This window comes from Streptomyces sp. NPDC058231, from assembly GCF_042882275.1.
GTDB lineage: Bacteria > Actinomycetota > Actinomycetes > Streptomycetales > Streptomycetaceae > Streptomyces.
The window spans coordinates 97,781-109,472 of sequence record NZ_JBHVWN010000008.1; the positions used below are offsets into that span (position 1 = coordinate 97,781).

Annotated in this window: 7 protein-coding genes and 1 pseudogene; 3 read left to right on the forward strand and 5 right to left on the reverse strand. The window is 65.5% G+C overall.

What is annotated here, in order from left to right:
* Window positions 1–390: 390 nt before the first annotated feature.
* From ACFVXE_RS08415 to ACFVXE_RS08425, 3 genes and pseudogenes are all read left to right on the forward strand, one after another.
* Window positions 391–684: pseudogene (locus tag ACFVXE_RS08415) on the forward strand (hypothetical protein); the annotation flags it as partial.
* A 97-nt stretch (window positions 685–781) separates the two neighbouring features.
* Window positions 782–1,720 carry an HNH endonuclease gene (locus tag ACFVXE_RS08420; protein WP_389670331.1) on the forward strand — a complete coding sequence of 313 codons (939 nt, stop codon included), beginning with the start codon at window positions 782–784 and terminating at the stop codon, window positions 1,718–1,720.
* Window positions 1,612–2,787, forward strand: coding sequence for a hypothetical protein (locus ACFVXE_RS08425; protein WP_389670332.1), 1,176 nt, complete (start codon window positions 1,612–1,614; stop codon window positions 2,785–2,787). The genes ACFVXE_RS08420 and ACFVXE_RS08425 overlap by 109 nt, the downstream gene beginning before the upstream one ends.
* Before the next feature lie 541 nt (window positions 2,788–3,328).
* On the opposite strand, the gene ACFVXE_RS08430 is transcribed toward ACFVXE_RS08425, so the two are convergent.
* The 5 genes from ACFVXE_RS08430 to ACFVXE_RS08450 all read right to left on the reverse strand — a co-directional run bounded on the left by ACFVXE_RS08430 (window position 3,329) and on the right by ACFVXE_RS08450 (window position 11,524).
* Window positions 3,329–3,553, reverse strand: a complete 225-nt coding sequence (locus ACFVXE_RS08430) for a hypothetical protein (RefSeq protein WP_389670238.1) — start codon at window positions 3,551–3,553, stop codon at window positions 3,329–3,331.
* A 475-nt stretch (window positions 3,554–4,028) separates the two neighbouring features.
* Window positions 4,029–4,433, reverse strand: coding sequence for a hypothetical protein (locus ACFVXE_RS08435; protein WP_389670239.1), 405 nt, complete (start codon window positions 4,431–4,433; stop codon window positions 4,029–4,031).
* 22 nt (window positions 4,434–4,455) lie between these two features.
* Complete coding sequence (locus ACFVXE_RS08440) at window positions 4,456–4,731, reverse strand: polymorphic toxin type 43 domain-containing protein (RefSeq protein WP_389670240.1); 276 nt, start codon at window positions 4,729–4,731, stop codon at window positions 4,456–4,458.
* 53 nt (window positions 4,732–4,784) lie between these two features.
* The gene (locus ACFVXE_RS08445; RefSeq protein WP_389670241.1) at window positions 4,785–5,000 is read right to left on the reverse strand and encodes a hypothetical protein; all 216 of its coding nucleotides are present in this window, start codon (window positions 4,998–5,000) and stop codon (window positions 4,785–4,787) included.
* Between the two features lie 68 nt (window positions 5,001–5,068).
* The gene (locus ACFVXE_RS08450) at window positions 5,069–11,524 is read right to left on the reverse strand and encodes an RHS repeat-associated core domain-containing protein (protein WP_389670333.1); all 6,456 of its coding nucleotides are present in this window, start codon (window positions 11,522–11,524) and stop codon (window positions 5,069–5,071) included.
* Window positions 11,525–11,692 lie beyond the last annotated feature (168 nt).

Sequence of the window (11,692 nt, forward strand, 5' to 3'; positions counted from 1 at the left end):
CACCTGGACGATGCCGGGGTACTCCAGCAGTTGGAGGCGGCCAAGAAGTCGATGAGCCGCGACCTGCTGCGCGACCCCGTGGTCCTCGCGCGCGGCCTGGACCACACGTATCGGATGCGCCCGCACCTGCGGGTGATCGGTGAGGCGTTGGCGGGTATCCAGCACGGCGACTACGACCGTCTTCTTATTTACACACCGCCTCAGGTCGGGAAGTCGACCACGGTCGCGGAGTGGTTCCCGTTCTGGTGGCTGTGCCTGCACCCGATGGACCGGATCGCGGTCACGTCGTACGGCGACGACCTGGCGCTCCGGCGTGGCAAGACGATCCGTGGCTACGTCGAGGAGTACGGCGCCGAGTACGACCTGCACATGCAGCCCGGGTCAGGGGCCATGCAGGACTGGTCTCTCACCCGTGGCGGCGGCGTCCGATCTGTCTCAGTTGGAAAGGGTTTGACGGGGCATCCGGTAAACTGTGTATCCGGTGACGTGCTCATTCGCACGCCGCGTGGAGCCGTGCCAATCGGTGCCTATGTCGAGTCCGGGAGCACGGACCCGGTGCTGGCGTACGACCACGACCGCGAGCGCGCGGTGTGGGCTCCCGTCACCGCTACGAGCGTGAGCGAGAGGGAGACCCTTGAAGTCGTTACACGGGCTGGCCGAACGGTCCGCTGCACCCCAGACCACCGGTTCTACGTCCCCGGACGCGGGTACGTCGCCGCCGCCGACCTCCGGCCGAGAGACCCGCTCCTCGCGGGGCCGGACGCTGGCCGAGGTGGCGTGCGTGCAGTGCAGCAAGACGTTCTGGCGCCTCCCCTCGGTCCTCGCGAGGACGCGGCGCGAGGGCAAGCCGGGGCCGTTCTGCGGCCGGGCGTGCTCGAACGCTGCCCGGAGGGTGCCCAACCCGGCTTGCAAGCACTGCGGGGAGGAGGTGCCGCGCGGCGGCGGCATGACGTACTGCTCGCCGAAGTGCAGGCGCGAGGCGTTCCTGGTGACGCTGACCTGCGCCGTGTGCGAGAAGGAGTACCAGCTGCCGCAGGCGGACCATGCGAAGAAAATGCGGCGCGATACGAAGACGCTGACCTGCTCGCTCGCCTGCCGCGACGCGGCGCTGTTGATGACCCGGGCCTGCGTGGGCTGTGGGACGGAGATGCCGAACCAGCAGTGGAGGCATGTCCGGTACTGCTCGCCGGCCTGCAAGGCGCAGCACCCGAAGACGGGCACGAGGAAGCTCGCCGAGAAGGGGTGCGAGCAGTGCGGGACGTTGTTCCGGCCGAAGAGCAGCCGGAGGGCGTACTGCTCCCGCGGCTGCGCAAACCTGGTGCACGCCGCGCGGATGACCGGGGAGGGGAACTCTCGGTTCAAGGACGGCAGTTCGTACGCGTCGTGGTTCCGGGCGATGCGCCCGCTGGTCCTCGACCGGGACGGCCGCCGCTGTGTGGCCTGCAAGGCGCCCGAGACGTTCATGACGTTCATCCGCAAGGGCAAGGTGCAGCAGCGGACGACGTTCCATGTGCACCACGTGAACGAGGAGGTACGGGACAACCGGCCGGAGAACCTGGTCAGCCTGTGCTCGAACTGCCACGCCGTGCACCACAAGTCGACGACGACGCCGTGGCCGTGGTTCGCCCAGTACGCGGCGACCGCGTCCGCGTCTATGACCTCCAAGTCCAGGGAACGAGCAACTTCTTTGCAGGCCAGGTACTCGTCCACAACTGCCTGATCGTCGATGACCCCCATAAGGACCGTGCCGATGCCGAATCGGAGGCGTCGCGCCGGGCTTTGCACGACTGGTACTCGTCCACCGCCCTGAAGCGTCTCCAGCCGGACCGGAATGCGGTGGTTGGTATTCAGACCCGTTGGCACCCGGACGACTTCGCTGGTCGCCGCCTCGCTGAGGAAGGCCGCTTGGAGGAAGGCGGCCGGTGGAAGGTCGTGCACCTCCCCGCGGTTGCCGACGCGAAGTTCGGTGCCGATCCGCTCGGCCGGGCCCCCGGCGATCCGCTGCCGCACCCGAAGATTCCCACCCGGGACCGGAAGGCGCTCAAGGCGTGGTGGGCGGATATGAAACGCACGTCGATTGTGCGGGACTGGCACAGCCTCGCCCAGGGCGACCCACAGCCCGCCGAAGGTGCGCTTGTCTCGGAGGAGCTGCTGCGCCTGCTGCGGGACTCGGCGACCAAGGTCGAACCGCAGAAGATCGCCGTTGCGGTCGATCCGTCCGGTGGGGGCCGGGACGTCGCCGGTGTCGTCGGTGGGTTCCTGGGCGACGACAAGCGTGTGTGGATCACGCACGACGTGTCGGCCGTGATGTCGTCGGCGGACTGGTCTACCGCGGCCTGCCGGCTTGCGTACGAGGCGAACGCGGCGATCATCTACGTCGAGGCGAACTACGGGCGCGACATGTGCTCGCTCGCGATCCGCACCTCGTGGGAGACCCTCCAGCGTGACGGGGAGATTCCGGAGAACGTCCTGATGCCTGCCATCGACCTTGTGACCGCCAAGCAAGGGAAGTTGTTGCGCGCGGAGCCGGTGGCGCAGCAGATGGTGCAGGATCGGGTGCGGCTGCGCGGTCTGTTCGTCGACCTGGAACGGGAGTGGTCGACGTGGATGTCGACCGACCCGGACAGCCCCGGCCGCATCGACGCGTCGTGCATCCTGACGTACGGGCTGATCCCGGAGGCGAACAAGGGCGCCATCGTCCACGCCCCGTTGCCGCAGGCGCCGGTCTCTGGCGGGCGTGGGCCGTCACAGGTGGCGGGCGCGTACGGGCGGAGGATCGGGAAGTGAATGCGAATAGCGTGCTGCTGCAGGCTTTCGAGGTGCCCCGGCCGGAAGTCGTCCAGCCGGGGGGGGTATCAGCGGATTCAGGGCTGACACGCCGCTTCGTGCAGTCGGTCACGTCCGGCCCTGAGCAGGCCCTGCGACCGCTCCGCATGGAAGTGCGTTAGTCCCCCAACGACCTGGATACCCGAGTCGTGACGGTCAAGCCCTGGCCACGGGCGCGGCCTCTTCCAGGAGGACGACCGTCGTACATGGCGAAGCAGGAGAGGGCGAAGGTCAGCGTGAGAAGGAGGAACGGGCGGCTACGGGCGATCGGCGTGCGGTTGGTCGTGCGTACGGTTGGCGGGGCAGCCGGCCAGGGGCCTGCCTTCCTCGGAGACATCGGCTCGCCGTGCCGTCTGTGCGCGAGGCCGACTGTCTCGACCCGGCGCAACAGCACCGAGCAGTCCAGGTTGTGGTCGCCGCCGCAACCTCGGGCACGTATACCTGGCCCCCACTGCCGCCAACGCCAGTCGCCGCGGTCTGGATGTCGAAGCTGACCCAATACTCAAAAGTAAATACTAGCCACCAGCGAGATGATCGCACTCACAAGCATAGCAATTTTAATTACCCCCATGGGAGACTCGCCTCTTTTTTCTTTGATCTCAAAAATAGCCCCAGCCGCAAAGAGCCCGAACAGGCATCCATAGAAAAAGCTTTCAAAGGACATTTGATCCTGCTTTCGATTAACCAAAAATCTGGTGTGGCAGATCATATTAGACAGATCTGCCACACCAGAACGATTCTTTTGAGTGTGCGCCTTGAGCGGAGCCTAAGCCCTCAAAACATTATGTCTTGAGGTGGCTATAACGCCTTCGAGGAGAGATTCGTCTCGGACTGAGAAGTTCATTTCGTGATCACCCCTTCATTCCCTTGAGAGCAAAGGGGTGATTCTGTTGGAATTGACGTCGATGTTGAGCTCCCAGCTCCTATTGCTTCCGTTCATCGATTCGGGCGATCTCCACTCGACAACCCCAGGAGCGCCACGGGCTCCTATCGTGGGTGCGGATGCTTCCATGCCTTCCCGAACGAGCAGCCTGTTGGTGCCGTTTATGACCACCAAGGGCCCCGATGGAACTAAATCCAGCGGGACCCCTGGGTATTTATTGCATGCCGACGCTGCGACTTCAATTACCGGAGGCTACCTGTTTCGGTGTTCACCAACGGGATCCACGACTCAGTGAACGTCGCCATGGCAGGCGTTTCAGCTAGGATTTGGTCCGTTGCGCTCGATCCCGCAGCTCGGGAGCCAGGATCTCTGAATTTGCCATCCCATCGAGAAGCTCCTGGATGAATTTCTGATCGAAATTTTTCTGTTGCGCCATCTCGATGGTCCAGGGAACGGCTAGCTGCATCCAATACGAGCGACCAGAGTTCCATGCTGACTCAATCGTCAGCTCCATCAGCTTCTCGGGGGTCGACACGCCGCCCTCAGCGAGAGATTCCCATGCGCGGGAAAACTCGCTAAGGCAGGCGGAGAGATCGCGCTCCAAATAGGGCCACATGGGAACGAATCCAGATCTCTCAAGAGTCGCCCGACCCTCCAGCTCAACGCCCACACCGATCCGACCGTCAGGCATGATTCCGATCCATGCCCCGTCGCCGCGATACACCACCGGAGTCTATACGGTCATCTCAGCTCCACGACCTGTAGTCACACTGAACGCCATTGCCGTCCATGAATTTTTGGAATTGCTGACGCGTTGCGTCCGTCCACCTATGTCCATAGTGCCCGCTTTCCTCCGTGAACACCAGTCGACCATCTTCGCGGAAGAGTGTGCCACCCAATACCGTATTCTTGTCGGCGCCGAGTGATTTCGCCAACTGCTCATGGGGGCTGAGGCCATTAGGGATGTACTCGCGGTCGCCTGCCAGGAATCTTCCCGCCTCGGGATCGAAGACGAAGCTCAAAGCGTCAGCAGCAATTGTCCCTTATTGCCGTCAAAACGAATGCAGCTTCTGATTCACCGCCATTCCACAACCCACTGCCCTTCCTTGAAGAAATCGACCAGCGAGGGGTAGTCCTCAACCCACTCATCCCCACCAGAGGTTTTGAAGTTTTCATCAGCAGCTGTGAGAACTAGATAGCTCGGCGGATCATCCGGAAGTTCCTTGATGAAGACGAACCTGCCAGCCTCATCACCCTCCGCAATCTTTCCGAGTACGCCAATCCTAATCACACTAAACTCCTCTTTCATTCCGCGGGCCGGGGCCTCCCGCGAGAGACCCCGGCGTTCACTGAATTTGACTAGTCTCCAATGAGCGGAACATGGTTGTTCACGATCGACTTTTTGTCGGTCGGCCGCTCGAATATCTGGTAGTGCACGTGAGGCACATCCGGCCAGTGGCCACCTTCCAGCGAGTCGGGATCCATTCGGAACTGCCTGAGGCCATCAGAACTCCTGAAGACACCCCGATTTTTACCCAGTTCCTTATAGCCCGGGCCTAGGAAATCAATTCCAGCGTCCAAGGCCTCATCGCCGTTGACAGGTGTCTTTCCTTCGATACTGCCCTTGCCACTCCGAGTCTCGGAGATGACCGCCTGAGTGACATCATCAGCCTTCGCCTCGTTGAGCGCCTTGCCCAGTCCGTTGTTGATGCGTCCGATGCCGTCTGCCGTGCCGATGGCGCCCGCGCCGACAAGGGTCGCGCCACCCGCGACTGTGGCCGCGCCAGCGAAGCAGCCGACACCGGTCAGACAGAGGGCCACACCGCCCGCAGCACCGTCTCCGCCGAGGCCTATGAGCACCATGCTTCCGGCTATTTCCGCGGAGCCCCACCAGATCTCGGGCTGGGAGAAGATGGCGTCGCCGTAGTCTTCGATGCTGTCTTTGACGCTTGACAGCCAGCCCCACCCGGAGCCGCCGCCGCTGCCTGTCTTCCGTGCAGGGGCCGGTTCTGGGCCCTTCTTGTAGGTGATCTTGGCGTTTGTGCTGCTCTGGGTCTGGGTGACTACCGCGGTGAAGGTGCCCCCAGATGTGTTCGTTCTCGTGTAGGTCTTGGTGTAGCTCCAGTCCCAGCCGCCCTTGTCGTTGAGCGTCCAGGTCTCGGTACCACCGCTGCAGGAGCCCGACGCACCACCACACGCGCCGTCGGGCCGCAGGCCGGTGGGGTCCGCGAGGGTGACGGGGGTGTTGTTGGCGTAGGCGTAGCCGTTGAGGGACTCGTGGTCGTCGACGGCGAGGATGGGGTCGACGGAGAGGAAGCGTCCGGTGGCCGGGTCGTACTCGCGGGCGCCGATGTGGGTGAGTCCGGTGTCGGCGTCTGCGGGTTTGCCAAGGAAGCCCTTGTCGTCGGGCCAGGACGACGGTGCGACTCCGCGGCTCTCGCCGAAGGGCTTGGTGTAGCGGCGGGTGACGGCCTGGGTGGTGGCGTCCACCGTCATCGAGCCGGTGCCGTGGTGGTCGTCGACCATCCAGGACAGGCTCGTCTCGGTGCGGACGGCGGTGGCGTCGCCGGCCGGGTAGTAGCGCTGGGCGGTGAACTTCTTGGCGGCTGTGTCGTAGTGGAGTTCCTGACCGCCCAGGTAGAGGACGGTGTTGACGGGGCCGCGGCGGATCAAAAGGTCGCCGTTGGCGTCGTAGAGGTAGTCGGTGGTCTTTGCGTCTTCGGTGAGGCGGGTGAGTTCTCCTTCGACGTCCCAGGTGAGGCTCTGCGCGGTGCCGATGGGGCCGTAGCGCTTGGTGGTGTTGCCCTGCTCGTCGTAGGTGTACGTCTTCGCGGTGCCACTGTTGACGGTGACGGAGGTCAGGGTGTGGGGCTGGCCGGTTCCGTTGGCGTTGACGGCGGGGTAGCCGTAGCCGGTTTTGGTGTCACCGGCGGCCTTGTGTTCCGTCTGGGTGTCGCGTAGGCCGCCGGGCTTGTAGTTCCAGCTGGTCCAGTACGGGGCCGGCCCGCCGAGGGCGGACGCAGAGCGGGCGGTGGCGCAGTCGTTGGAGGACGGGGTCCAGGCTTCGGCCAGACGGCGGTAGCCGTCGTAGGCGAAGCACTGGGTGTCCTTGCCGTTGGCGTTGTCGGTGATCGACTTGACGTTGCCAGAGGTGTCGTAGACGTAGTCGGCGTCGCTGGTGTTGCCGGTGTTGGTCTGGTCGACGGTGTGGGTGTTAGCCAGTCGGCGGGTGCCGTCCTCGTAGCGGTTGAGTATCTGGAGCTGCTTGGCACCGGTGGAGGTGCCCAGGCGGGTCTCCTCGATCTCGCCGTACGGGGAGTAGCCGATGTTCTGGACGTAGTCGGTCATGCCGTCGGTGCCGGTGAGCATGCCGAGGTCGTTGTAGCTGTTGGCCACGGTCTCGGCGGGAAGGCCGGCCACCGCGGGCACCGAGGTGGACTGGACGGTGCCGTCGATGTTGTAGGCGGTGGAAGTGGTGAACGTCTGCGGCGCGCCGGCGGTGACCAGGGGGTCGGTGGCGGCGATGACGGTCTTGGTGCCCTTGGGGCGGCCGAGCGCGTCGTAGCCGGTGACGACCTGGGAGTAGATCTTGCCGGTGGTGCCGCCGACGTAGCGGATCGAGGCGGTCGGCTGTCCCTTGGCCAGCGAATCGTAGGTGAACTTGGTCAGCTGGTGGGCGTTGTCCTTCACCCCGTCCCAGGTTCCGGTCTTGCGGCCGAGCTCGTCGTAGTCGGTCATCAGGGTGCGGGAGACACCATTGAGGGACGTGGCGACGCTCAGCGGCTGGTCGGCGTCGTTGTACGTGGTATCGATACGGCCCTTATCGGGGTCGGTGGAGGTGGTCTTGCGGCCGCGCAGGTCGTAGCCGTACGTCCAGACCGCCCCGTCCGGACCAGTCATCTTCTTGAGCTGGCTGCCGGGGGTGTACTCGTACAGGGTGCGGGTGTAGTCGCTGCCGGTCGGGACGGGGCCGCCGTACTCACGGCGTTCGGTGAGCCGGCCGCGGGCGTCGACGATCGTCAGGGTGCCGGTGCCGCCCTCGGCGGCGGTGTAGGTGGTGCGGTCGGCCTGCTTGTCGGTCTTGGTGAGCCACTTCTGCTGGTCGTAGACCCGGAAGATCGATTCGGTGGCGCGGCCGGCGTCGTCGAAGACCGTCTCGGTGGAGGCGGGGACGGAGCCGGGATAGGTGTTGGCCAGGGTGCCCGAGGGGGCATTGTTGTCGTGTACCTGCGTGTTGGTGATGTAGGCCAGGCCGCGGTCGTCGTAGAGGGTTTCGGAGATCACCCGGCCGCCGTTCGGCGCGGGGACCTGCGTCTGGCGGGACCGGAGCAGGCTGTCGAAGATCTCGTAGGAGCTGTTGTAGGTCTGTCCGTCGGCCTTGAGGGCGTCGGTGCGGACCCAGGTCTCCTTGTCGTTGTTGATGCTGTAGGCGTAGACGATGCTGGCGGCGTCGCCGAGCGCGTGGGAGCGGTCCGGCTTCCAGAGTGACCGCAGGCGGCCGAGCGCGTCGAAGGACCATTCGGTGACATTGAGGTTGGCGTCGGTGGTCTTGGTGGCCGTGCCCCAGGCCGGGTCCACCTCGGTGGTGGAGGTGTAGAGCTTGGGGTCGGTGGTGGTCTTGGACGTCAGCGGGCCGTAGCCGGTGTCGTCGGGGACGTAAGTGGTCCTAACCGTGCTGTTGACGGCGTTGGTCGCAGTGAGCGGGCGGCCCAGCTTGTCGTAGGTGGAGCTGGAGACCTGCTGGTAGACGGGGGTCTTGTCGAGCTCGCCGTAGCTCGCGACCCGGTAGGAGGCGGTGATTTCGCCCTTGGTTGGCGCCACCCCGACCGCCTGGCCGTCATAGGCCATGGTGATGTCGGAGACGACATCGTCGGGGATCACCGGGGTGGTCGCGCAGGCAACCGAGTAGGACTCGGTGCGCGAGACCGCGTTCACCAGCCAGACCGACGTGTTGCGGGCGTAGGTGGTCCGCACGCACGACTCGTCGCCGGTCGTAGCGATGTCACCGGTGTCCTCTACGGTGATCGGCATGCCGTACGTGGTGTCGTACGTGGTCTTCTGCTTGACCGTGCGAGTGCCGGTGGAGGTCTTGGCGCGGGTGCTGGTCTCGTCGGCCTGGACGATCCAGGAGTCAGTGGTGCCCCAGCTGTAGTCGTGGCTGCCGGTCTTGTGGGACCAGGGGTTGTTGATGGTGCCGCTGACTTCTTCGGTGCCGTTGTAGGCGATGGTCTCGCGGACGAAGCCGGCGTACTGGCGGGAGTCGTCGATAGCGGTGCCGGTGGAGTCGGTGACCTTTTCCACGCGTGCGCTGCCGTCGAGCTCCTTCTCGCCGTTCAGGCCGCGCATGTAGAGCGTGGACTTCTTGCTGCGCGGGCCTTCGGAGTCGCCGGAGGTCTCCACGACCTTGCCGTAGCCGCGCCACTGCGACCAGGTGCGGTTGGAGGCCTTGGTCAGACCCTCGTCGTCGGCGTACCCCCAGCCGGCGCCGCCCTGGTAGTCGTAGTACTTCTCGCCGGTGTCGCCGTGGCCGTAGGGGTCGTCCTGGAAGACGGAGGTGACCACATACTTGTGGAACCAGTCGGTGACCGGGGCCGCCCCGGACTGGGACCACTTGACTGGGAAGCAACGGCGGGTGTTCTTGTCGATGTCCGCCGGCATGCTGGTGCCCCAGATGCAGTCCGGGTCGGAGTAGTTGACCGTGAGGGTCGAGCCGGTCTCGGACTTGATGGTGCGCACGCGCCACTTGATGTAGCGCAGGGTGTCCGGACCGCTGCCCTCGACGTGGTTGGACAGCTGCATGCCACCGAAGACGACCGGCGGCATGGCGGCCGCGGTGGTGTTGGCCTTGCCGGTGTTCTGGATGGACTTCAGCCACAGGCTCGCCGAGGAGGCGTCACCGGTATCGGGGAAGTCCTGCTCCAGGTGCCAGGCGTCCACGTCCCGCCGGGTGGTGCCGGTGCCGGTCCACACCGAGGTGGTGACGTCGGTGAGGCGCTTGCGGGTGAAGAAGGCCGGGCCGATCTGGGTGGTGCACTTGGTGCTAGCCGCGCAGATCATGTCGTAGGGCACGTCAGGCCAGTTGGCCTTGGTGTCCGCCGTCAGGCTGGAGCAGCCGCCCGAGGCGACGCAGCGCTCGGCGTAGGTGAAGCTGACCTGCTGAGCGGCGGGCTTGGAGTAGATCAGATCGCTGCGCAGACCGTAGTCGATGCGGTTGAGGTAGCCGCCGCGGGTGTAGCTGGTGCCGTTGACGGCGGTGTCGGCGTTCTTGGAGTAGTAGTTCGTCTCCTTGCTGTACCAGTAGGTGGAGGCGTTGCCGTGGGTGTCCACGACGTAGTCCAGGTTCCAGCGCCAGGCCTGGTTGCAGGAGGAGTCGGCGAAGCCGGTGGACTTGTAGCAAGGCTCGCCGGAGTCGTCGCCGAAGACCGGCACGGTCCACACGGAGTTGGTGACCGGGTCGTCGTCGGTGGTGGCGGTGGTGCCCTTGTCGCTCCAGCCGGGCATCCGATCCTTGCCGAAGAAGTACTGGATGCCGGAGGAGTCCGTGACCTTCCAGTACTCGGTGTTGTCGTCGCCGTTACCGGTGGCGCCGGTCAGGTGCTCAACGCGGGTGCCGTTCTCGTTCTTCAGCTTCCACGAACCGCCGGACGCCTGCGAGAGGGCCGCCGTGTCGCAGGCAGCCTTGTCGGCGCAGGTGTTGACCAGCTCGACAGCCTTGCCGTTGAGGACCAGGGTGGCGTTGGCGTACTTCCAGCACTGGTCGCCCTTGCCGGACTGGCCGTCGTCCTTGCAGGAGCCGTACTTGCGCTCGATGTAGGACTCGGTGATCGAGAAGCCTTCGCCGACCACCGAGGTCTGGTCGTTCTCCCCGGCCGTGCGGCCGTCCACCGAGGCGGAGTTGTAGGAGATGGACAGGTTCGGGGACGGGCCGGCCGTCGACGGGGGAACCCGCAGCGGGTAGTTCCAGGTGAAGTCACCCGTGCTGCCGCCGGCCTCCCAGGTCGCGGTCGGGGACAGCGGGGTGGAGGCGTAGTCGCCTCCGCCGCCCGAACTGTCCGCAGCCGCCGCCAGCAGCACCGGGGCGCCGGCTGCGAGGGTGCGGGCGGAGACAGTGCCCGTCAGGGTCTGGGACTCTGCGTCGTTGTCCGCGCTTGCGACTGGACTCTGGGTGCGGCAGGACTCCTTCTCCGGGGTGGTCAGCGCACACGCCGGAAGTGTCACCAGGCGCAGACGGGGGCCGTAGTTGCCGCCGTAGACGTCGTTGAACGAGGAGTAGTCCAGGGAGACCCGGAGCTTGTCGGTGTCACCGGCGGAGTCCCCGGACGCGGTTCCCGCCGGGTCAACGGTGAGCAGGACGCCGTTGACGCCTGCCTTCTTCGCGGCCGACTGGGAGTGGACACTGAGCGCCACTTCATCGGCCGGACCGGTGGCCTTTGCCTTCGTCTTGCTCTTCGCCGCCTTGGGCGCCGGGGCTGCGGGCTCCTGGGCCAGCTCCACGCCGAGCCCGCCGACGGTGACAGTGGCCTTGCCGGTCGCCTCGACCTCGGCGGTGGCCTTCCCGGCCTTCGGCCATGCGGTCTTCTTCAACCGCTCACGGGTCTCGCGGGAGGCGGGGGCGGCCTTGTCCTTCGGGGCCTTGGACGTGCTGGGCTTGAGCACGCCCACCTTGTTGATCTTCGCGTCGGGCCGGTCCTCCAGCTGCTTGCGGGCGGCCAGGGACTGGGCCTGGGCGGCGAAGTCGTAGCCGGAGGGGACCACGACTTGTGGAAGGAGGGAAAGGGAGATGACGAGCGCGCCACGGCCGAGCCAGCGGCGTATGACCGCCCCTGGCAAGCGTGTGCGGAAGGGTGATGAAGACACGGTGATTTCCCGGTTCTCGGATATGGGCAGGAGGCGCTTGGGCGGCGTGGACGCCCGAGAACGCCGGATCTCGACGGCGCGTCCGCGAAGACGCGCAGAGTGTGTTTCGAGCAGAACGGGGCAGGA